This is a genomic window from Ruminococcus sp. AM43-6 (assembly GCF_003461785.1).
GTDB lineage: Bacteria > Bacillota > Clostridia > Oscillospirales > Ruminococcaceae > Hominimerdicola > Hominimerdicola aceti.
This window is the reverse complement of the sequence record NZ_QTXU01000012.1, coordinates 41,042-64,654: the sequence shown is the minus strand read 5'-3', so window position 1 is coordinate 64,654 and position 23,613 is coordinate 41,042. Positions and strand designations below refer to the sequence as shown.

Genomic DNA, 23,613 nt, shown 5'->3' with positions numbered 1-23,613 from the left:
TCAAGGTTTATAAAAGCATTGTACCATATTTGCCGTTATTTTTCAATACTTTCAGACGAAAAAGTTTGACTTTAATCAAAAAACATCAGCCTGCCACCACCTGTAGGGGAGCGGCGTCCTGCTTCTTTCGTTTATCGTCTGTGCTATTCTCCACTTCATTCCTCGCAAATAAAAAAGGCAGGAAACCGAAGCCTCCTGCCTTATATGATTTGAATAAGACGCTATTACATATAGCTCTTGAATTCGTTGTTTTCTTTTCTAATGCCTTCGATCTCAGCGTTTACCTGACTGATCTGAATATCAGCCTGCTCCTTCTCGGCGTTGAGTGCCTTAGCCTTTTCCTGAAGCTTAACGATCTCCTCGTAGATATCGCTTGCCTGCTTACCGAGATCCAAAGACTTTGCCTCAGTTTCAGCAATGCTTGCCTTAAGCTCGTCGATCTTCTTGTTGTTCATCTCGATCTGCTCCTGCGCAAACATACGCATTTTTTCCATTGGACTCATACCCATATTCTCGCCCTCCTCATTATTATTTGTATTTTCAGCTTCCGCAGCTTTCTTTTCAGCTATCTCGTCTTCTATAGACGGCATAGTGGACTCAGGGGCAGGTGAAACCACCATTGTGTCATCAAGGCTTATAGGCTCGATTGACGGCATCTCGACCTCGTCCATTGTAGGAACTTCCTCAGCCACAGCAGCTTCAGCCTTTGCATTTTCCTCTGCCTTAGCTTTTTCCTCAGCCTCTTTGAGAGCCTCAGGAGTAACAAGGTGAACGCTATTGTCCTCAGGAGGAACAGGAGCGGAAGCAGGTTCAGCCTTTGCAGGTGTTTCGATACCTGTTGCATACATATTGCTCTTTCTCTTTGCAATGCCGCTTGCAAGACTTGCCGCCAGCGGATCAGTTATGTTCTGAGCAGGCTCTTCCTTAGGCTCAGACGCAGGCTCTACCTTTGGGCCCTTGTATGTATTCATTCTTTTGAAATGCTCGTCCATACAGCCCTTAACAGCCTTGATATCCTCAGGATCTTTATTAAAGAATCCTGCAATATCGTTTACGCTTCTGCCTTTCTGAAGCATTGAGGCAATAGCCGCAACACTGTGATCCACAAATCCGTCATCGTCCATAGCCAGATTTACAGTTACCTTTGCAGGCTCAACATTCTCCTGCTTTTTGTTCTTCTTTCCGAAAAGCTCGCTTACAGACATATTGAAAACGCTCTTTTTTCCGTTGCCGTTTTCATCAGCACCCTCTCTTACAGGCTGTTCAAAGCTTGCATAGTCAGGGAAGTGCTTTTCAAGTATTCTCGGAACATTATCCTTAGGCATCTCCATTTCTTTTGCTATCTCAGGAATAGAGTAGCCCTCCTTATACAAACGAACGATCTTGTCGCTTATGCTTTCATTCTTCTTTGCCAAAGCAATCAATCCTTTCAATCAATTTCCCGATACCGTGGTCATTTGTAAATAAATACATTTCCGCAATAAACGTTTAAGTAATTATGAACTGTCACGGCGGCACTATATATATTATACAACACAAAGCAGGTTGTGTCAATATAAAATATGCAATTTTTCTTTAAAAAGAGCAAAAAATGAATATGGTTAAATGACTTATTATTTACATATAAATTAACAAATCACGTTCCACGAGAGCAGTTTTCAGGCAGTATAAACTCCCGACCCTTGAGAACTATCAGCCCCTCGCGGTGCATTTTTCCAAGCTCTGTTGACAGCGCACTGCGGTCAACGCAGAGAAAATCTGCAAGCTGTTGACGGTCAAAATTTGTGGTGACAATGTGTGATCCGCTTTTTTTTGCAAGTGAAGAAAGATAAGCCATAACACGCTCTCTGATAGTCCTGGGGGTTATCACTTGTATCTTTTCGTTGAGCCTGAGATTTTTCATAGCCGTTATCTTTAGAAGCCTAGCCGTCAGCGTCGAACTTTCCTTTATAATAGACTCAGGGGATAAAAACAGCACTGTGCATTGCTCCTTTGCACATACGCTCACCCCAAGCGGTTCACCTGTGCAGGCATAGACCTCTCCGAAAAGCTGTCCTGCCTCTAACGGAGCGATTATGCTCCTGCCGCCCCAAAGCTCGTCACGCTCGATAAGCGCCTTGCCCTCCAGAAGTATGCCAAAATAAGCGGTCTTGTCTCCTGCGTGAAAAATATAGCTGTTCTTGTGAAAGCTTTTTATGCCGCTGCCGTCAGGTCTGAGAAACTGAACTATTTCCTCGTCGCTCATGCCATGGAAAAGGGGAGTGCCTTTTATTATCTTAATGTATTTATTATCCATTTTATCTTCCTCATTTTTACGAAATAATTTTATGCTTTTGTTGTAATTACAACAGACTTTGCGATAAGATTATATTATAATCATAGCATAAAGTCAAGAGCTTTATGCAGAAAAAATACCAAAACTTTACGGAGGTAACCATATGATAAGACGAGTAATACAAATAGACGAGGAAAAGTGCAACGGCTGCGGAGCTTGTGCTAAAGCCTGCCACGAAGGCGCAATAGGCATGGTGAACGGCAAAGCAAAGCTTATGCGTGACGATTATTGCGATGGTCTTGGAGATTGTCTTCCAGCCTGCCCAACGAACGCCATATCCTTTGTTGAGCGAGAAGCTGCCGCCTATGACGAAAAAGCAGTGGAGGAAAACAAAAAGCGCCTTGGCAAGCCTGTTTTCCATGGCTGTCCGGGCTCAATGATGAAAACATTTGCTAAAAAGCCAGCTCCGGTAGATACCCCGTCAGCAAAAACTCCGTCACAGCTTATGCAGTGGCCTGTGCAAATAAAGCTTGTACCTGTGAACGCACCATACTTTGATGGCGCAGACCTGCTTGTCGCTGCGGATTGTACAGCCTATGCCTGCGGAAGCTTCCATTCCGATTTCATGACAGGCAAAATAACCGTCATAGGCTGTCCGAAGCTTGACGCCACAGACTATTCCGAAAAGCTTGGCGAGATAGTGAAAAGAAACAATATCCGCAGCATAACAGTAGCCCGAATGGAAGTTCCATGCTGTGGCGGAATAGAACACGCAGTAAGAAAAGCAGTCACCGACAGCGGCAAAAATATCCCCGTGGCAGTAAGAATAATCACCACAGACGGCAATGTGATATAACACAAAAGGCAGGACAAAACGTCCTGCCTTTTTCATATCTGTAGGGGAAAACAATTCGCCCTCATTTTTTTGTCAGACTTATTCCAAAAATTGCTTACTCCGCCTTAGCCATGACCTCAGCCAGCTCGCCTAAAGCCTTTTCTGAAACCTCGTTAAGCGTAGAGCGTATAGTCACAACAGGCTCAGCAATGGTAACATTCTTGAAGTTTTCCACATATCCCTTCATAACTCTTGCCGCAGTCGGAGCCCATGAGCCGTTCTCCACAAGACCTATCTTTCTGTTCTGATAGTTCTTTGATTTAAGGTGCATAAGGAAATCCTCCATAACAGGGAATACACCGCCGTCATAGCTGCTTGCCATAAGTATTATTCTGTCGTATCTGAAAGCGTCCTCAATATTTTCTGCCATGTCGCTTCTTGAAAGGTCGCTGATAACTACCTTCTCAGCACCCTTTTCTTTAAGCATCTCGCCAAGCTTTTCAGCCGCCTTTGCAGTGTTTCCGTGTATTGAAGCATACGCTACGAATACGCCCTTGCTCTCAGGCTGATAGCTTGACCATGTGTTGTAAAGTCCAAGATAGTAACCAAGATCTTCTTTGAGTATAGGACCATGTAAAGGAAGTATCATCTTTATGTCCAGTGCCGACGCCTTTTTAAGAAGCGCCTGTACCTGTGCACCATATTTGCCCACGATGTTGAAATAGTATCTTCTAGCCTCGCAAGCCCAGTCCTCATCAACATCAAGTGCGCCGAATTTTCCAAATCCGTCAGCAGAGAACAACAGCTTTTCGCTCTGCTCGTATGTCACCATTACCTCAGGCCAGTGTACCATAGGCGCCATTACGAACTGAAGCGTGTGGTTTCCAAGTGAAAGCGTGTCCCCCTCTTTTACCACAACAGACCTATCGTCAAGTCCGTCAATGGTGAAAAACTGCTTCATCATAGGGAACGTCTTTGCGTTTCCCACTATCTTCATTTCAGGATATTTCTCAGCAAGCTTTTTGATGTTTCCTGCATGGTCAGGCTCCATGTGCTGAACAACAAGATAATCAGGCTTTCTGCCGCCCAAAGCCTTTTCAAGATTGTCAAACCAAACGTCCGTTACCCTAGGGTCAGCAGTGTCCATTACCGCTATCTTCTCGTCAATGATAACATAAGAGTTGTACGAAACGCCGTTTGGCACAACATATTGGCTCTCAAAAAGGTCAATGTCATGATCGTCTGCACCAATATAAATAACTGAGTCTGAAATTTTTGTGTCTGCCATTTTTATTACCTCCGTTGTATTTTTTCTAAATATACTATTTTAATATACTTTGATTTTATCACAAGCTCAGCATTTTGTCAATAACTGAAACAATGTTTATGAGAATTTTACCTCCTCAAAGAAAAGGTCTTTCCCCATGACCTCTTTCACAGGCATTTCCTCCTGATTGTAAGCAAGCAGAAGCTTCATATAAGCCGCCACAGCTGAGGTGGTGTATATTGGTATGCTGCCTGCCTTTATTATCTCCGCCACAGTGGAGTATATAGGCACTTTTCTTTTCAGACCGCAAATATACACCATGATGTTCTTTGTTATGCACCGCTTGATAAATTCCGTCAGTGCATAGCTTTTCCCTTCTGAAACGTCAGTGCAAGCCGTCGCACTGTGATAAGGTGAGTAAAGCACCGCCGCCGTGTCCTTGTTTGGCACAAAGCACCCAAAGTCCATTGCAGGATAACCCTCTATAAAAAGAACACGCTTCCCAAATTTGACATCATTATGGAAGATCCGTTCCCTAGGGCGTGACAGCATATTCTCGCTCACTCCGCTGAAAACCGAAAAATCATTGAAGCCGTCATAACCATATACACCAAACTTGTCCCGACAGGTGTCTGCAGGTATCACCCTAGTAGGAAGCATGACCCTCTCGTACAGCGTGAAAACGCCCTTGTATTTTCCCTCTTTTATAAGACCCACCGCCGAGGTGAAGTTGAAAAGCCCGTTTGAACCTTTCTCGCCAATGGGCTTGTTGCTTGCGATAATAAAAAGGGGTATATCAAAATGCCTGAAATACATTCCAAGCAGAGCAGAAGTGTAAGCCAGCGTGTCGCTTCCGTGGGTGAGGATAACTCCTGAGTATAAAGCCGTGTCAATGCTGTTTATCTCGTGTATCATTTTCTCCCACTCCGAAAACCCCATGTTTTCGCTGAGTATATTAAGTACCTGTCGACATTCAAATTCCACATCATCGCCGTATGCACTCTTGTAAGCCTCCACAACAGCGTATTTTCCCTCACGCTCAACATCTATTATGCCGTCAGTAGTAATGCTCCCGATAGTTCCGCCTGTGAAAAGCACAAGTATCTTCTTCATATTTTTATCCCTGCCTTTACCAAAAATCAACCCTTGACATTTGTTATAAATATAATATCATTTCACGATTGATTTGTCAATAGTTGTACAAAATGCACAAAAGTGTGGATTATATTAATGAAAAATGAGTATTGAGAAATATGCCAAAGTTTGATATAATAATAAGGCAACACCGCACAAGGCACGCCTATCGGCTTTGCACGCAATCTGCTTGCAGATTTTCCGTCATATCGCACTAAAGCTCCTTGAAATACGTTAGTATTCCTGCGTCGCTTTAGCACAATCTGACGAAAAATCTGACGGCGCATCTTACGCACAATCCTTGTGCGGTGTTGCCTTTTGTTGTATTTTGTATAGTTTAACTATAGTTTCGCAGATATCTCATAAAATATAAATAAGCTGAGAAATTTAAGGACTAGAAACGTCATGCCACCCCTGTAGGGGCGAACAGCGTTCGCCCGCCCTTTTTCGGCAGATCTATATTACCTGCGAACAACATTTTCTATTAGTATCAGAAAGGAAGATAATATTATGTGGGCATACGAAAGTGTATTTTATCAGATCTATCCTCTTGGATTCTGCGGTGCGCCATTTGAGAATGACGGCAAAGAGGAAAGCAGGATATTAAAGGTAATAGATTGGATACCTCATATCAAAAAGCTTGGTGCCAACGCTATCTATTTTTCACCGGTGTTCGATTCCGACACTCACGGCTACAATACCAGAGATTACCGCAAGATAGATTGCCGTCTTGGCACAAATGAGGACTTTGCAAAGGTCTGCAAAGAGCTTCACGAAAACGGCATAAAGGTTGTTTTGGACGGCGTTTTCAATCACGTCGGCAGAGGCTTCTGGGCTTTTCAGGACGTTCTGAAAAACCGTGAGAACTCACCATATAAAGATTGGTTCCATATCAATTTCGGCGGCAACAGCAACTATAATGACGGACTTTGGTATGAGGGCTGGGAGGGTCACTTTGACCTTGTTAAGCTAAACCTTAACAATCCGCAGGTAGTGGATCATATCTTGGAATGCATAACAAATTGGGTCAAGGAGTTTGATATAGACGGACTCCGCCTTGACGTTGCATATTGCCTTGATAAAAATTTTCTCAAACGCCTCAGACAGCATTGCGATTGGCTCAAGCAGGATTTCGTCCTTATCGGCGAGCTTCTACATGGTGATTACGCTCAGTGGGTAAATCCTGAAATGCTCCATTCCTGCACGAACTACGAGTGTTATAAGGGACTTTATTCAAGCTTCAATTGCATGAATATGTTTGAGATATGCCACTCTCTGAAAAATCAGTTCGGACCTGAGAACTGGTGCAGATACAGAGGAATGCACCTGCTGTGCTTTGTTGATAACCATGACGTATCAAGAATAGCAAGCCAGCTCACAAATGAGCGTCATTTGCCACTTATCTATGGAATGCTCTTTGGTATGCCTGGTATTCCATGTGTATATTACGGCTCTGAGTGGGGAACAAAGGCAAACAAGAGCGAGGGCGATCCTGCTCTCCGTGTAAGCTTTGAAAAGCCTGAGTGGAATGACCTTACAGAGCTTATCTCAAAAATGGCAGAGGCACACAAAAACAGCAAGGCTCTCTGCTATGGCTCTATCAAAATACCTGTTCTTACCAATAAGCAGTGTATAATCGAGCGTGAGTTCGAGGGTGAGCGTGTCCTTGTTGCAATAAACGCTGACGATCAGCCTTTCACAGCCCACTTTGACGCAGGCTGCGGTCAGGCAGAGGAGCTTCTAACAGGCACTATCCATGATTTTGGTGGCGGCAGCGAGCTTAAGCCATACTCTGTAGAGTTCTGGAAAATGGAAAGATAGACCTATATGAATATAGAAAAAGGACAGCATTTTTCCAAAGTGCTGTCCTTTTTTGTGTAGCAATAAAAAATGTAGGGGCGAACATTGTTCGCTCGTTTGGTTTACCTCAATTGTGTAGCGTACCAGTCATGTATCGTAGTGGCGACTGATAGTTCACGCATTGTAGGGGACGGCGCCCTCGACGTCCCGATTTCGGAACATTACCATTTGTAAGATCGCAAAAAACTTGTGTAATTTCGCCATATATCGTAGGGGCGACCTTTGGTCGCCCGCATATCACCTATCGCTTGCTTATTTTATATCATATGTTTCTGTATCCAGCCTACCTAACAATAACCATAACCGCCTGCGAAAAAGCCCCGTAAGAAGTCTTTCCGTTCACAGTTTTGTAAGCCCTTACTTTTACCATTCTAAGTGAGTAAGGCTCAAATCCTGATACGATAGCACTCTTTTGAGAGCCACCCACCTTTGCCGACTTCACATAATCACTGCCATTTGAAGAGGAGTATATCTCATATCCGCTTGCGCCCCCAACAGCTTTCCATGATACCTCAATGCTGCCGCTGCCTGCTGATTTAGCCGTGCATGAAGCCTTCGCAGGCTTTGTGACAGCCTCTACAGCCTTTGAGTAGCTAGCCGAAACGTATTCTTTTCCGCCCGATTTTTTCACGGCCTTTACCTTGTAGCTGTACCCTTTTGCACGAGCAAGTCCGCTGTCAGTGAAGCTCACAGCCTTTACAGTTTTTATTCTCTGCCATTTCTTGCTTGTGTTGTCATATCTGTATATAGCGTAGCTGTCAGCGCCAGTTACCTTTTTCCAAGAAAGCTTAACGCTCTTTTCACCGGTGGAAGAAACTTTTAACTCCGTCACTGTGGCAGGACGAATGTTGAAGTTCACAGTTTTTGTGCCTTTGTATAAACCCTTGCCTGTTATTTTTACGCTTGCCTGACCTATGGCTGTGTTCTTTGAGTAGCTCACAGTGTAGTCAGTGTTCTTTACAAGCTTTTTGCCACCATAAATCACCGTAGGAGCAGGAGAAACTGCCTTTCCTGTGTAGCTTTGCGTCTTTATAGCCGAAATACTGCTGTCACTGATTTTACCCTTTACAGTGACGGTACATTTAACATTTTTTCCTCCTGTTGTGTATGCTGTGATAGTTGCTCTGCCAACCCCTTTTGCAGTGACCTTTCCGTCTGACACAGAAGCAATTTTGCTGTTAGAAGACTTCCAGGAAACAAAGTCCGTCAGACCGCTTCCACCACCCATTTTTGCAGAAATAACACTGCTTTTGCCCTTGTCAAGAGTCAGTGAAGCCTTATCCAATGTTACCGAAGCCGCAGGCTTTATGCTAGCCTTTATAGTTTTTGCTGAGCTGTTTCCGTATTTGTCATAAACCGTTATCTTAACGGTAAATTCACCGCTTTTTACTGAATAGTCCTCGGCAGAAACATAAGCCGAAGCCTTGCCACCCGAAAGCTTTCCGCTTGCGTATTTCTTTGCACTTTCACCATTTTTTGTAGGGTAAGCAGGGAAGACCACCTTTGAAACTCCGCTCTTGTCGCTCACATTGCAAGAAACATCAAAGCCCTTTGCTGTGATGTTCTCCACCTTTGCCCCCGATATGGTCGGCGCAGTTGTGTCAACATAAGTCTTTATGACCTGCTCAGAGCTGTTCCCGGCCTCGTCAGTAGCCGTTATGGTTGTAATATAATATCCGTCCTTGCTCCCAAGGTCAGTTACCTTTACTGAGTGTGAAAGCGAGTTCACCGCCGATGTGTAAACACGGCTTATAGTCTTTGACTTGTTGCCCTCAAAATAAGTGGATACCTTTACCGAAGCCACAGCCCTGTTGTCAGAAATATCCGCTTTAACAGTGTAGCCTTTTCCAGTGATGTTCTCACAGCCTGCGTTTGCGATAACAGGTCTTGTCGTGTCGATGTCAAGACTTTGCGCAACGCCGTTTATGTAAAGTCTGTAGAAATAGTGATTGTTAGTAAGCACCTTTCTGTTTTTCACAGTGTAAACAGTGTCATTCCAAGTCCATTTGTAGTTCTGCTCGATAAGCGTGGCTGTAGTTCCCTGACAGTCCTTTACAATGGCAACATGAGAGTAATCCTTGTCCTGCATTATGTCCCCGGCCTGCGGAGTTTTCACTTCACGAAGCTCCGCCCTTTTGCCGTAGCAGTACACGCTAGGCTTGTCGTCCACCATGTTTATGTTGTATACTGTAACGCCGAACTTTTCTTCATAAAAACGTGAAACATAGCCTGCACAGCAGTAATAACCGGTGTCGGAATAGCCGAGAACGTATTTAGCGTCAACGCCCTCAAAAGAGTCTATGACCTGATAATCATAGTCCACAGTGATGGTCTGTTCGCTGTAGCTCACCGCATTTGTCACCTGACAAAGCATTATCATCATAAAAGCACAAAATACTGCGCCCATAGCCGAAAAAACTTTTTTCAGCCCCTTTTCCATTCCAAACGCCCCCCTAACTGACAGAGTTATCTTATACGTTTTCGTATATCAACTTCATGATATCATAAAGGTTACAATTTGGCAACAGATTTTATCGCTTTTTGCCGAAATGACTAAAATATTTGTTTGTTTTCACAGGGAACACAAGTTCTATATTCAAATATATCCCCAAAATATAGACTGTTATATGCCATACGAACAAACGTTGAAGTAAAAATTACAATTTGTAACTTTTATACTGAACACGCTATCAAAAACGTTTAACTTAACATATATCCCCGCAAAAAACTGTAGGGGCGAACATCGTTCGCCCGTCAAAGCTACTATCCCACTTAGATATCCGTATCAATTGATCGCTTTACCCCAACGCAAAGATCGTAAACTGAAATTTGTTTTTCATTTGCACAAAATTTCACCGATCCTGCACGAGAAGATATTGAAAAGCCTTCTGAAATAGATTATAATGGTTGTAAAATAAAAAAACGGAGGTCACAATATGAAGTACATAAATCCGGTCATATCAGGCTTTTATCCTGACCCTAGCATCTGTAAGGCTGAGGGCAAATATTATCTTGTTTGCAGCTCTTTTCAGTTTTTTCCGGGCGTTCCTCTATATGAAAGCGACGACCTTGTGAACTGGAAGCAGATAGGCCATGTTCTCACAAGAAAAAGTCAGCTCCCATTGGAGGGCGCAGGCTCTTGGGGCGGCATCTATGCCCCAACTATCAGATACAATAACGGCAGATTTTACATGGTAACGACTAACGTCACAAATGGCGGAAACTTCTATGTCTATACTGACGATATCCACGGTGAATGGTCTGAGCCTGTTTATGTTCAGCAGGGCGGTATCGACCCGTCACTGTATTTTGAGAACGGCAAAGCCTACTTTATGTCCAATGGTGAAGACGATGAGGGCAACCATGGCGTTACACAGTGCGAAATAGATATCGAAACAGGCAAAAAGCTCACGCCAAGCAAGACCATATGGACAGGTGCAGGCGGACGTTTCCTTGAAAGCCCGCACCTCTACAAAATAAAGGGCGAATACTATCTTATGGCGGCTGAGGGCGGTACGGAATACGGTCATATGATAGTCTACGCCAAGGGCAAGACCCCTTACGGTCCTTTTGAGAATTATCCTCACAACCCAGTCCTCACAAACAGAAATCTCGGTGGATACGAGATACAAGGGTGCGGTCACGGTGATCTTGTGGAGGACGAAAACGGCAGCTTCTGGTGTGTTCATCTTGCTTTCAGAATGATAAATATGTGGGTGATGCACCACATTACAGGCAGAGAAGTCTATCTCGTACCGGTGACGTTCGACAAGAACGGCTGGTTCACAATGGGTGATAACGGCACAACTCGAAAGGAAGTCGAAACTGACAAACTCAGGGATATCAGGCAGGAGTTTTGGAAGGAATACACTTTTGAGAATACCAAAGTCGGACGTGAGTGGTGCTTTATGCAAAACCCTGACATGGGGCTTTATTATCTTGATGATCACCGTTTTGAGCTTACTCCGAATGAGCATACGATCTTTGAGGCAGACGGCTCGCCTGCTTTTGTCTGCATAAGACAGAAAGAAATGAATTTATCAGTGGAGTGCAAAGTCGAGATAACCGAGGGCGAAGCAGGATTGGTGTTCTACATGACCCCCGATCAGCATTATGAGATAGCATTAAGACGCACGGATAAAGGTGTCGAGCTGTTCCGCAGACTTTGCATAGGCGATATTCGCCATGAGGATCATGTCATAGCATTGCCGCAGGGAGAAAGCTCGGCTATGCTTTGCTGTAATGCCTCCAACTTTACATACAATTTCTCGGCGAAAACGCATTCGGGAGATATAGACTTGGGCGGAGCTCAAACGAAATTTTTGTCTACTGAGCTTGCAGGTAATTTCACGGGAGTTGTTATTGGTCTTTATGCTCAGAAATATGAGGATAAAGGCAATAAAGCGGTGTTTACGGATTTCAGATGCGAAAATAAGGAAAAGTATGATAGCTAAAAGATAAAAAACAAAAGGTCCGTGGGCGTATCCATGGACCTTTTACTTTGTTATGCTTTTTCATCACAACCGCAATTTATACCATTTTTAACATCATCAAATGCCTTCAGCATTTCCTCGGACGGCTTCTTTGTGCAAAGGCTCACAATAATGATAAGTATAAGACTTACCGCAAAACCTACTACCAATGAGTAAAGCCCCGTCTTATCACCTAAAGTCTGTCCACCTGCAAGAGGTATGTAATCCCATATTATTACCGACAGCGCACCGCTGGCAACGCCTGCTGCCGCACCTGCAAGGTTTGTTCTCCTCCAATAAAGTGACATAAGTATTATCGGACCAAACGAAGCTCCAAGTCCTGCCCATGCGTTTGAAACAAGACCCATTATACTGCTGTTAGGGTCAAGTGCTATTATGTATGCCACTACCGCTACAGCAAGAACTGTTATCCTGCTCACAAGCAGTACCTTCTTGCTCTCCGCCTTAGGTGCAATACATGAGTGGTAAATATCCTCCGATACCGATGAGGCAGTTACAAGCAGCTGAGAATCAGCTGTTGACATTATGGCGGCCAGTATTCCGCAAAGGAAAATTCCGCCGACGAATGGCAGACCGATATCGGAGTTGAATACCTTCTGTATCATTTCGATGAAAACATTCTCAGACTTGTTGTTTGCAAGTGCAGGCACAAGATAAGCCCTGCCCACGATAGCTATAAAGCAAGCGAAGCAAAGTGATATAGCACACCATACACAGCCTATGACTCTTGATTTTTTTACCTCTTTTTCAGAGCTTATAGCCATAAATCTTACCAGAATGTGCGGCATACCGAAATAACCAAGCGCCCAGCCGAGCTGAGAGATTATGTCGATGGCTGAAAGGGTCTGACCCTTTTCATCATTGAATATGTTAAGATAGTGATGTGCCTCAACACCGCTTGCAGTGATGTTGTCCATAACGTTTCCTGCTCCAACAAGGAAAAACGCAATGATAGGTATAGTCACAACTCCTGCCAGCATGAGCAGACCCTGAACAAAGTCCGTTACACATACTGCCATAAATCCGCCCATGAAAGTGTATCCCAAAATTACTACCGCACCGATAGTAAGACATATCTTGTAGTCGATACCGAATATAGAGTTGAAAAGCTTTCCGCCTGCCGAAAGAGCAGACGCTGTGTAAACAAGGAAGAATATGACGATTGCCACCGACGATACCAAAAGCATTATCTTGTGCTTGTCCTCAAATCTGTTTTCAAGATACTTAGGAAGCGTCATTGAGTTGTTCGCCCTGATAGTGTATCTTCTCAGTCTGCCCGAAACTATCGCCCAGTTAAGTATAGTGCCGATAAGCAGACCCACAGCTATCCATATCTGACCTGTTCCGAATGCGTAAACAGCGCCAGGCAGACCCATGAGCATCCAGCCTGACATATCAGAAGCCTGAGCAGAAAGTGCCGCTACCCAGCCGTTAAGTCCTCTGCCACCAAGGAAAAAGTCCTCGGAGCTTTTTGTTTTCTTCATATATGCAGCACCTATGAGAAGCATTCCTGCCAAATAGAATGCAAATGCCACAAGCGTCCAGATCATATCTGATTTCATCTATTACCTCTTTCCCGAAGCGGATTTTATCCTGTCCGCCCCATATTTTATAAACGGCAATGCCGCACAAGAGAAACTCCCCCTGTGCGGTATCGCATAAAACGTCTGTATAAAACACATTGACAGCAAAAGCCAACGGGCAAACGAAAATTGTTGTTTGGCAAGGCTCACAACAGTTTTCGCCCATACCTTAATTTGTAGGGGACGGCGCCCTCGACGTCCCGTCTGTTGCCACAGACGTCGTTTTTACGTACCTTTCGATGTTTTGCTACCAATTACTTCGCCTTAGTCTTTATCTCTTCATCAAGCTTAGCGATAAGCTCGTCAACAGGCATTGCAGGAAGCTCGCCCTCTTTTCTTGAACGAACAGTAACCGTGTTGCTGTTTACCTCGTTGTCGCCAATGATGAGCATATAAAGTATCCTCTCAAGTCTTGCAGCCTTGATCTTAGTACCAATGTTCTCATCTCTGTTGTCAACAGTAACTCTCATGCCCATAGCCGTCATTCTGTCGGCTATCTTCTGAGCGTATTCAGCATGACCCTCCTTGATAGGAAGGAGTCTTACCTGCTCAGGAGCGAGCCACAGAGGAAGAACGCCGTTGAAATGCTCAAGCATATAAGCAAGTGTTCTCTCAAAGCAGCCAAGTGAAGTTCTGTGAATGATGTAAGGAAGCTTCTTCTGACCGTCCTTGTCAACATAGTACATACCAAATCTTTCAGCCAAAAGCATATCTATCTGGATAGTAACAAGTGTGTCTTCCTTGCCGTAAACGTTCTTGTACTGAATGTCGAGCTTTGGACCATAGAACGCAGCCTCGTCGATACCGATATCGTAATCAACGCCAAGGTCGTCAAGAATAGTCTTCATTGCAGCCTGTGCGTGCTCCCACTGCTCAGCTGTGCCCTCGTACTTGTTCTTAGGGTTAGCAGGATCCCACTGTGAGAATCTGAATGTGCAGTCATCAAGCAGACCAACAGTGTCAAGGAAATACTTGGCAAGCTCCAAACAGCCCTTGAACTCCTCTTCAAGCTGGTCAGGTCTGAGAATATAGTGACCCTCAGAGATAGTGAACTGTCTTACTCTGATAAGACCGTGCATCTCGCCGCTGTCCTCATTTCTGAACAGCGTAGAAGTCTCTGTCAATCTCATTGGAAGCTCTCTGTATGAACGCTGTCTGTTAAGAAATACCTGATACTGGAATGGACAAGTCATAGGACGAAGTGCGAAGCACTCTTTTTCCTCATCATAAGGGTCGCCAAGAATGAACATTCCGTCAAGATAGTGATCCCAGTGACCTGATATCTTATAAAGATCTCTCTTTGCGAAAAGCGGAGTCTTTGTAAGCAGACAGCCCTTTGCCTGCTCGACATCTTCTACCCAACGCTGAAGAAGTTGGATAACTCTTGCGCCCTTTGGAAGCATAACAGGAAGTCCCTGACCGATACAATCAACAGTTGTGAAATATTCAAGCTCTCTGCCTATCTTGTTGTGGTCACGAAGCTTAGCTTCCTCCTGCTGTTTAAGGAACTCATCGAGCATTGAAGCCTTAGGGAATGCAGTTCCGTAAATTCTTGAAAGCTGCTTGCCGTCCTCTGCCTTGCCCCAATATGCACCTGTGCATGAAAGAAGCTTAACAGCCTTGATAGGCGCAACGCTCATTATGTGCGGACCTGCGCAAAGGTCAACGAAATCACTCTGCTTGTAGAATGAAAGCTTTTCGCCCTTATCGTCATGCTTGTGGATAAGCTCTACCTTGTAATCTTCGTGTCTTTCCTCCATGAGCTTTACAGCCTCGTCAGCAGAAAGCTCAAAACGCTCCAAAGCATAGCCTTCTTTTGCAAGCTTCTTCATTTCAGCCTGAATTTTTTCAAGGTCAGCAGGCGTAAAAGGCTTTTCCACCTCAAAATCATAGTAGAAGCCTGTGTCTGTAGCAGGGCCTCTTGCAAGCTTTGCCTCAGGATAAAGATTTTTTACAGCCTGCGCCATAAGGTGAGAAGCTGTGTGCCAGAAAGTTTCCTTACCAGCCTTTGAGTCAAAAGTCATGACCTCAAAATGGCAGTCATGGTCAACGACAGTTCTCATGTCGAAAACTTCGCCGTCCAGCTTTACACAGCAGGCAGCCTTGTAAAGTCCCATGCCGATATCCTTGATTATCTCGCTTGCAGGCATTGCCTTTTCGATCTCACGGACAGAGCCGTCTTTTAATTTCAGATTGATCATTTTTGATTCCTCCGATTTATATAATATTGTAATTCTTTATTATAACGTGCATAAACACGTTGTTTCTTTTTGTAATGCGTCACATATCACAAGTTTTTTTGTGGGCGACCTCAGGTCACCCCTACAGTCATATTATTTGAAGTTCAGCAGTTCAGTATACTGCGAAACATACACATATATCCAGAAGCAAAGAAGCACTACGCTCAGCACCGTTGAAATGTCGCTCAAAACGTGCCTTGCCCTTTTTTTGATAGCCCATTGCCTGGAGCCGTCTTTTTTCACCCTGCAAACAAGCTGAGAGAAAAATGTGTTGAACCAGTATGATACTATCCATATGGGCAGAAAGGTGAGAAACCCTTGCTTGTCGGATATAGTCCCGTTCCATGATAACCAGCAAACATATCCTGCTGCACCATAAGCGCAAAACCCAATGGTATAGCAAATGATCGCAAGGATACGCCTTGTTTTCATGGCTTTCCTGTCTTTCATAGTATCATCACCCTCTTACATAACAAAAAAGTCCCATAGGATACAAATATCCTATGGGACGATGATATCGTGGTTCCACCCAACTTCATGCGCAGTCTCCTGCACAACTCATTAGCCGCTCCTTTAACGCTGAGCCTGCGGCGTGTATTAAACGCACTCAGGGGCGGTGTCCTCACTCTGCATAGTCCTGCGCCGCTCACAGCCCGTATAAAAACGTGCGGCACTCTCTGAAAAGACCTTTCGCCGAGGGGCTTCCCCGTCAAAGCTTTCAAGTATAACTGCAAAAGACTTTATCTTTTGCTTCGACTAACATTTTAACACCTCTTCACCCGCTTGTCAAGGGGTTTGTTAGAAAATATATAATTTTGTGGATTTAACTAAAAAAATTCTTGACAACAGAGAAGTTTTATTATACAATAATATTATGCATTATAATTTTTATATAACTGAAAGATGAAGTATAGTTTTTTGTATTATTCTGATGTTTTTTATAAAATAAATTTTGCAATTTTGTATCTTTACAATTTAATATCAGGTGGATATCTTTTTTCATGCGTTTTTTACGCACAAAATATGGATATCCATACTTTCTAAGAAGGAGGAAAGCTATACATGGAACCAGGTATTGCTATTCTACTATGTGTAGTTGCTCTTGTTCTTGGTGCCGGTGTGAGCGGATTTATCTGCTTCAAACAGGGTATAAGCTATCGCAAAAAGACAGCCGAAGCTGCTGTAGGCTCTGCGGAAAAGGAAGCGGAGCGTATCGTTGACGACGCAAAGAAAAACGCTGAAACTCTGAAAAAAGAGGCATTGATCGAGGCGAAAGACGAGATCCACAAGTCACGCCAGGAAACGGAAAAAGAGCTTAAAGAGAGAAGGATCGAAGTTTCCAGACAGGAAAGACGTGTTCAGCAGAAAGAGGAGTCTATCGACAGAAAGCTCGATAATTTGGAGAAAAAGGAAGAAACTCTCCAGAACAAGCTGAAAAATGCTGACGAAAAGGTAGCTGAGGCTGACAGGATCAAGAAGTCACAGCTCGATATGCTTGAAAAGATATCTCAGTTCACTGTTGATCAGGCTAAGGATTATCTGCTTTCAAAGCTGGACGAAGATCTGGTGCATGAAAAGGCTGTGAGGGTCACAAACTTTGAAAATCAGGTGAAGGATGACTGTGAGGCTAAGGCCAGACAGTATATCTCGCTTGCTATCTCAAGGTGTGCTGCCGATCAGGTGTCTGAGTCAGCAGTGTCAGTCGTTGCATTGCCTAATGATGAGATGAAGGGCAGGATAATCGGACGTGAGGGAAGAAATATCAGAACTATCGAAACTCTCACAGGCGTTGATCTTATCATTGACGATACACCTGAGGCTATCACCATCTCGTGCTTTGATCAGGTGAGAAGAGAGGTCGCAAGGATCGCACTTGAAAAGCTTATCCAGGACGGACGTATACACCCTACACGCATTGAGGAAATGGTAGAAAAGGCTAAGCGTGAAGTCGAGCTGAAGATCAAGCAGGAGGGCGAGAGAGCTATTCTCGAAACCAATGTTCACGGCGTGAACCACGAGCTTGTTAAGCTTCTTGGCCGTCTGCGCTATAGAACGAGCTATAGACAGAACGTGCTTAACCACTCTATTGAAGTCGCTCACCTTGCAGGAATGATGGCGTCAGAGCTTGGCGTTGACGCAAATCTGGCAAGAAGAGCAGGACTGCTCCACGATATAGGAAAGGCTCTCAGCTATGAGATAGAAGGCTCGCACGTTCAGATAGGTGTTGACGTATGTAAGAAGTACAAGGAAAGCCCTGAAGTTATTCATGCTATCGAGGCTCACCATGGCGACGTTGAAACAAGAACTGTTGTTGCGGCACTTGTTCAGGCGGCAGACGCAATAAGCGCAGCTAGACCGGGAGCAAGAAGCGAGAACTATGAGAACTATATCAAGAGGCTCCAGAAGCTTGAGGAGATCTGCACGTCCTACGAGGGCGTTGAGAAATCCTTTGCTATACAGGCAGGCCGTGAGGTTCGTATCATGGTACAGCCTGAGAAGATCAACGATGAAAAAATGGTGCTCGTTGCTCGTGAGATCGCTAAGAGGATCGAAACTGAAATGGATTATCCGGGACAGATCAAGGTCAATCTTATCCGTGAGAGCAGAGCTATCGAATACGCAAAGTAAATTGTGTAAACAGCGGGCAGACTTTAGGGTTTGCCTGCTTTTTTTATTTCCCGCTCTGTTTTTAATGAGGAATGAGGAATTAAGGTATCGCCTGCGGCGATGTATTTTTAATTTTCAATCATAAAATAATAAAATATCTATGCTTTTTGGGGGATTTTTTATGTCAAAAGCAAAAGAGAAAAAAGAGGTCACTACCAATCAAGGTAAAAAGCACCTTTTCGGCAGTTCGGAAAAGTCGGATTTTATTCTGAATATGTCTGCCGAGTCCGCACAAAAGCTGTGCGGAGTTTACAGCATTATTGCTGTGCTTGTTCTGTGCGTTATCACAATTCCGTATTATTTCACACAGAATATCAAATACGGTATGGACGAAAGCGTCAACCGTACTCTTTATCTAAACGAAAAATTTATATTCTTTATATCTGCCGCTGTGCTTGCGGTCGGCTTTGTGGGATTTATCATTTTCCTTATTGCCAACATGAAAAAGCAGGTGGAGCTTAAAGACAACAAGAGCCTTATCGTACCACTTGCGGTGGTGCTTCTGTCGGTGATATCTTGCTTGCTTTCAGCGGATATCTTCACATCTTTCTACGGCTATCTCGACCGCTCCGAGGGTATGCTCACCATACTTGGCTATTGGGGACTTTTTGCCGCAGGAATGACAGTTACGGCTGACGACCGCAGGATAAAGCTTTCAGACTTTATCGTAGGAATAGGCGCATTTGAAGCTATCGTGGGAATTTTGCAGGCTATACCTGCCACCGCAAAAATAGTTCCAAACTATTTCAAAGAGATATTCTCGGGCTTCTCATCAGGCGGTATGACCTATACAAAGGAATATATCGCAACAGGCTTTTTGTGTACGCCTTTTGCATTGGCGGCAGTGCTTACAGTGATATCTGCCTTTGCACTTAATGGTATGCTCTATGATGATAAAAAGGCAAGAAAGATATTCTATGGTATCTCCCTTGCTCTTATGACAGCGGCTGATATCCTTGCCTGCGTTGTCCCTGCTATCTTGGGGCTTGGTGCGGTTTATGTTATATCTCTTATTATTGCCGCCGTAAAGTCGGGCTTTGCAAAGGATAAGAAGCCTTTTATAGCCTGCCTTGTGGCTTTTATAGTCGCAGGAGGGATCTTTGCCGGACTTTTTGCCTCAAACGAGTTCAGACTTATGGACGAGAAAATAATCTTCCATGACAGTTTCGACAGACTTTCTATCACAGGCACAGGCAGAGGCGATGATACCGAACAGTGGATATATCCTTATCTGTGGGACGACGGAATGTATACTGCCGAGCAAAACCTTATCTGGGGAACCGGTCCAGACAACTGGGGAACGATATTCGAGTCGGGTGCTATAATAGACCGCTCTTATAATGAGTATATCGACCTTTTGCAGTCAAGAGGACTCATCATTTTCGCACTTACAATAGTATTTCTTATTATGACTATAGTAAAAATGTGCAAGCTCGTAGCAGGCTTTATGAAAGGCAAAAACAGCTGGACAGGCTGTGCAGTATCAGCGGCAGTTCTTTGCTATCTGATACAGGCATTTTTCAACATAAGTTCTGTTACCTCATCACCATACTTCTGGATCGCGGCTGGACTTGTGTGGAGTTTCACAGCGGTAAAATCCAGTGCAAAGAAAAAGAGCTAACAAACCTATCTGTAGGGGCGACCTTGGGTCGCTCGCTCTCTCATCAATACATTGATAAAAAATTCGGACGCAGTAAAATGAGTCCGATTTTTTTATGCCTTTTTGCAGACAATGATATAAACATATTAGCTTTTACATATATTGAAATATGGCTATAGACCTGTGTGAAATTTTTCAACCATAAATAACGAGCGGTTTTGAGCGAGCGAGAATAGACAAGATCGCAAGAGATATAGTGAGCTAAATCAAAAAATCTGTTCACTGCTGACTTCCGCTGACTTCCCCGAACTTTGTCGGACTTTGCTAATTTGTAAGGCTTATGATATAATCATATTAAACCAAAGGACAGAAAGCCTTTGGTTAAACGGCGAGTCGAAAGGCTTTGTTTTATATGAAAGGAAAAAATCATGAGCAAAGAAAAGGTCATTGACATTTCAACAAGAAAAACAGGAAAGATCGTTGGCATTTGTGCGGCGGCAGTTGCGGCTATAATAGTGGTCGTATCCTCCGTGTCCATAGTTCCGGCAGGCTGTACGGGCGTTGTGACGACCTTCGGCAAGGTATCAGACACTGCACTCAACGAAGGATTGCATCTGAAAGTGCCTTTTGCACAGCGTGTAACAACAGTGTCAAACAAGATACAAGTTTATCAGGCTGACGCTGACGCAGTTTCAAAGGACTTGCAGACTGTGAACTCTACCATAGCGGTGAACTTCCGAATAAAGTCGGCTTCTTCTGCAAGCATTTTCAAGAATATCGGCTCAGATTACGAGAACGTTATCCTTATGCCAACAGTGCAGGAGTGTATGAAGTCGGTATGTGCAAAATATACGGCTGAACAGCTTATCACTGACAGAGCGCAGGTGGGCGAGGAAATAAAGGAACAGCTCGTTTCAAAGGTGGACGAATACGGTATCGAGATAGAGAAATTCAACATTGTGAATTTTGATTTCTCATCTGAATTTAATGAAGCCATAGAGGCAAAGCAGGTAGCAGAGCAGAATCTTTTGAAAACAAAGACCGAGCAGGAGCAGGCTATAGTTGTAGCTGAGGCGGAGGCTAAGAAAAAGGTTATTGCCGCAGACGCTGAGGCAACTTCCATAAAGACCAAGGCTGAAGCTCAGGCAGAAGCCAACAAGACTATCTCTGAATCTCTTTCAAACGAGCTTATAAAGTATCAGACCATCGATAAGTGGGACGGCGTTCTGCCTAAGGTGGCTAATGACGCAAACCCTCTGATATCTCTTGACCTTGACGAGCAGAAAACCGCTGAATAACGCTGATTCCTGACAGAACGGCTGTCAATCGTTAAAAACACCAATGAAAGGTATAAAAATATGTTTAAATGGACAAAAAAGAATTTTTTTTGAACGTTGTATGACATATTTCTTGACACGAAAAGCGTTTTCTGTTATCATAAATATATGTGAACATATTTTAGTTTTATGTAAAATATGGAGTTGGGAGGAGAAAAAATGTTGAAAAAGCTATACCGCACATTAGGCTTTGCACTTATTTCCTGCAATTTGTTTTTCACCCCTGTCATGGCATATGCCGACAGCAGTGTGAGCGTGGGAACAAATATGTGCTTTGCTATACCGGGAGGACTTATAACAGGCTTTGTGCTTGTTTCAATGAGCCGCACAAAACAGAAAGCTACCAAGGCAGATAAATACATAAAGAGTAATCTTAAACTCACTGGGCGTAACGACACCTATCTGCGTACCACCACTGATAAGACTAAGATAAAAGACGATTGATAGGGGGTACGGAAAATGGCTGTTAATATTTCTTATAAATGCCCTAACTGCGGAGCGGAGCTTTTCTGGAGCGCTGACAAAAACTGCTGGGCATGTGAATACTGCGACGGACAGTTTACTTTGAAAGACCTTGAAGAAGCAGGCGGTGACGCTAAAAAGGCTGAAGAGCTGAACAAGGATAATGTTGAAAAGCATGAAGAGGTCGATAAGGACGAATACAGTATGTCAAATGACGGAACTGTAGGAAATGACCTTGTAAAATATACCTGCTCACACTGCGGAGCGGAGATAATCACCGACCGCTCAACTGCAGCAACAGTTTGCGTTTACTGCGGAAATGCGGTAATAATGGGAGAACAGATAATAGACAATTTCTCCCCTGACTATGTTATACCTTTTAAAGTGCCGAAAAATCAGGTAATGGACGCTTTCCAAAAATTCAGCAAGAAGCCTCTTACACCGAAAGATTTCAACTGCGATAGGGTAGTGGACAAGATGCAGGGCGTTTATATCCCGTTTTGGCTCTATTCAGGAAACTGCGAAGGCTCTATTACTGCGGAGGGCATAAACACTAGAACTTGGACTTCCGGAAACTACAGATACACTGAGAAAAAGTATTATTCAGTTTACAGAAACGGAAACCTCGATTTCAAAGCTGTTCCTGTGGACGCTTCTTCAAAGACTGACGATGACGCTATGGACTCTATCGAGCCTTTTGATTACTCGGAAATGACAGCGTTCAATCCGGGTTATCTTTCGGGATATCTTGCAGAAAGATATGATGATGATAAGGATAAGTGCCTGCCTAGGGCTAAAGAACGTATCGAGAACACAACTCGTGACGAACTTAGAAATACTTGTAACTACAACAGCGTAAACGTTCAGTCATATGAAAAGCACACCGAGATAAAGGACGTTAAATACGCTATGCTTCCAACATGGCTTTTGTATACAACCTATCAGGATAAGCCTTATTTCTTTGCAATGAATGGTCAGACAGGTAAATTTATCGGAAACCTGCCTATAAGCAAGGGAAAGCTTGTGGCTTACTCGCTTCTTGGTGGCGTGGGCGGATATATTATCGGAGCTATACTTCAGATAATGGGAATATTCTAGTAGGGGGTATCAGCTAAATGCCTGAAATATCAACGGCGCTTATAATAAAAATAATAGTTATAGCGGTCGCCATAGGCGGTGGTATAGCGGTGATATATTCTGTGAAAAAAGCGGTATCGAACGCCATTGGCAGACAACTGAGCCGTGCCAACGACCTGCTAAGGACCATAAATGACGCAACTGAGGAAAGACAGAACAACGCCATGCAGTTTACTTATGTTGACCCTAATGTGGTGAACAACATAAAGAGAGATTTTCCTGACTATGATGAAAATATAGCAAGGAGCATAGTGGAAAACACTGTGATGAAATATTTTCTTGTTATAAACGGAGAAGCAAGCGAGAATCAGCTTGAATACTGTACCGAAGCGTTCAGGCAGAGAGCAGCCACGATGGCAAAAGACAACTCCTCAACGGTTACGCCAAAGCATTATGACGATATACATATCCACAAGTCGCAGGTGGCGTCTTATCATAGAGATCATGACGCTGCAACGGCAAAGTTTCAGGTATCTCTTGAATACAAGCTCAACGGGATAAAGGCACAGCACATTTATGAGGCGGATTATTCATACTATCTTTCAATGGGGATAGAGGGCGAAAACGCCAGCCTTATATGTCAGTTCTGCGGAGCGCCTGTGGATACCGCAGGCTCGGTTTGTCCTTACTGCGGTTCTGAGATACACAGCTCTGTAGAGCGCACATGGAAAGTCAGCAGGATATCCATGCTGAGATAGACAAGTTTAAAACCCCTTGGGGTGA

Annotated in this window: 17 protein-coding genes; 9 read left to right on the top strand and 8 right to left on the bottom strand. The window is 43.9% G+C overall.

The window, feature by feature from the left end; translation table 11 throughout:
• Window positions 1-224: 224 nt before the first annotated feature.
• Together DW938_RS08185 and DW938_RS08180 are read right to left on the bottom strand one after the other, a co-directional pair.
• Entirely contained in the window at window positions 225-1,415 is a 1,191-nt protein-coding gene (locus DW938_RS08185) for a hypothetical protein (RefSeq protein WP_118124460.1), read from the bottom strand.
• 221 nt (window positions 1,416-1,636) lie between these two features.
• Window positions 1,637-2,296 (bottom strand): Crp/Fnr family transcriptional regulator, encoded by a 660-nt coding sequence (locus DW938_RS08180; protein WP_118124459.1) that lies wholly within the window; start codon window positions 2,294-2,296, stop codon window positions 1,637-1,639.
• A gap of 142 nt (window positions 2,297-2,438) precedes the next feature.
• Here DW938_RS08180 and DW938_RS08175 point away from each other — a divergent pair, with 142 nt between their 5' ends.
• The gene (locus DW938_RS08175) at window positions 2,439-3,131 is read left to right on the top strand and encodes a 4Fe-4S binding protein (RefSeq protein ID WP_022286663.1); all 693 of its coding nucleotides are present in this window, start codon (window positions 2,439-2,441) and stop codon (window positions 3,129-3,131) included.
• A 94-nt stretch (window positions 3,132-3,225) separates the two neighbouring features.
• On the opposite strand, the gene DW938_RS08170 is transcribed toward DW938_RS08175, so the two are convergent.
• Both DW938_RS08170 and DW938_RS08165 read right to left on the bottom strand, forming a co-directional pair.
• Window positions 3,226-4,398: an FprA family A-type flavoprotein gene (locus DW938_RS08170; RefSeq protein ID WP_118124458.1), complete on the bottom strand. Its 1,173-nt coding sequence runs from the start codon at window positions 4,396-4,398 to the stop codon at window positions 3,226-3,228.
• Window positions 4,399-4,494: 96 nt separating this feature from the next.
• Window positions 4,495-5,490 (bottom strand): asparaginase domain-containing protein, encoded by a 996-nt coding sequence (locus tag DW938_RS08165; RefSeq protein WP_118124457.1) that lies wholly within the window; start codon window positions 5,488-5,490, stop codon window positions 4,495-4,497.
• Between the two features lie 531 nt (window positions 5,491-6,021).
• Here DW938_RS08165 and DW938_RS08160 point away from each other — a divergent pair.
• The gene (locus tag DW938_RS08160) at window positions 6,022-7,332 is read left to right on the top strand and encodes an alpha-amylase family glycosyl hydrolase (RefSeq protein WP_022286667.1); all 1,311 of its coding nucleotides are present in this window, start codon (window positions 6,022-6,024) and stop codon (window positions 7,330-7,332) included.
• 322 nt (window positions 7,333-7,654) lie between these two features.
• On the opposite strand, the gene DW938_RS08155 is transcribed toward DW938_RS08160, so the two are convergent.
• Window positions 7,655-9,811 (bottom strand): Ig-like domain-containing protein, encoded by a 2,157-nt coding sequence (locus DW938_RS08155; protein ID WP_118124456.1) that lies wholly within the window; start codon window positions 9,809-9,811, stop codon window positions 7,655-7,657.
• Window positions 9,812-10,307: 496 nt separating this feature from the next.
• Between DW938_RS08155 and DW938_RS08150 the strand changes: the two genes are divergently transcribed.
• Window positions 10,308-11,825, top strand: coding sequence for a glycoside hydrolase family 43 protein (locus DW938_RS08150; protein ID WP_118124455.1), 1,518 nt, complete (start codon window positions 10,308-10,310; stop codon window positions 11,823-11,825).
• A 50-nt stretch (window positions 11,826-11,875) separates the two neighbouring features.
• Here DW938_RS08150 and putP read toward each other — a convergent pair whose 3' ends face one another.
• The 3 genes from putP to DW938_RS08135 all read right to left on the bottom strand — a co-directional run bounded on the left by putP (window position 11,876) and on the right by DW938_RS08135 (window position 16,137).
• Entirely contained in the window at window positions 11,876-13,426 is a 1,551-nt protein-coding gene (gene putP / locus DW938_RS08145; RefSeq protein WP_117876309.1) for a sodium/proline symporter PutP, read from the bottom strand.
• 275 nt (window positions 13,427-13,701) lie between these two features.
• Window positions 13,702-15,648, bottom strand: a complete 1,947-nt coding sequence (gene thrS / locus DW938_RS08140; protein WP_118124454.1) for a threonine--tRNA ligase — start codon at window positions 15,646-15,648, stop codon at window positions 13,702-13,704.
• 132 nt (window positions 15,649-15,780) lie between these two features.
• Window positions 15,781-16,137, bottom strand: a complete 357-nt coding sequence (locus DW938_RS08135; RefSeq protein ID WP_051706305.1) for a hypothetical protein — start codon at window positions 16,135-16,137, stop codon at window positions 15,781-15,783.
• Window positions 16,138-16,749: 612 nt separating this feature from the next.
• Between DW938_RS08135 and rny the strand changes: the two genes are divergently transcribed.
• From rny to DW938_RS08105, 6 genes are all read left to right on the top strand, one after another.
• On the top strand, window positions 16,750-18,315 hold the full coding sequence (gene rny / locus DW938_RS08130) for a ribonuclease Y (protein ID WP_038670686.1): 1,566 nt from the start codon (window positions 16,750-16,752) through the stop codon (window positions 18,313-18,315).
• A 160-nt stretch (window positions 18,316-18,475) separates the two neighbouring features.
• Entirely contained in the window at window positions 18,476-19,975 is a 1,500-nt protein-coding gene (locus tag DW938_RS08125; RefSeq protein ID WP_118124453.1) for a hypothetical protein, read from the top strand.
• 407 nt (window positions 19,976-20,382) lie between these two features.
• Complete coding sequence (locus tag DW938_RS08120) at window positions 20,383-21,252, top strand: prohibitin family protein (RefSeq protein WP_117857446.1); 870 nt, start codon at window positions 20,383-20,385, stop codon at window positions 21,250-21,252.
• Window positions 21,253-21,450: 198 nt separating this feature from the next.
• Window positions 21,451-21,735 (top strand): hypothetical protein, encoded by a 285-nt coding sequence (locus DW938_RS08115; RefSeq protein WP_022288001.1) that lies wholly within the window; start codon window positions 21,451-21,453, stop codon window positions 21,733-21,735.
• Between the two features lie 15 nt (window positions 21,736-21,750).
• Window positions 21,751-22,851: a hypothetical protein gene (locus DW938_RS08110; RefSeq protein ID WP_117927654.1), complete on the top strand. Its 1,101-nt coding sequence runs from the start codon at window positions 21,751-21,753 to the stop codon at window positions 22,849-22,851.
• Window positions 22,852-22,868: 17 nt separating this feature from the next.
• Window positions 22,869-23,588: a hypothetical protein gene (locus DW938_RS08105; protein ID WP_118124452.1), complete on the top strand. Its 720-nt coding sequence runs from the start codon at window positions 22,869-22,871 to the stop codon at window positions 23,586-23,588.
• Window positions 23,589-23,613 lie beyond the last annotated feature (25 nt).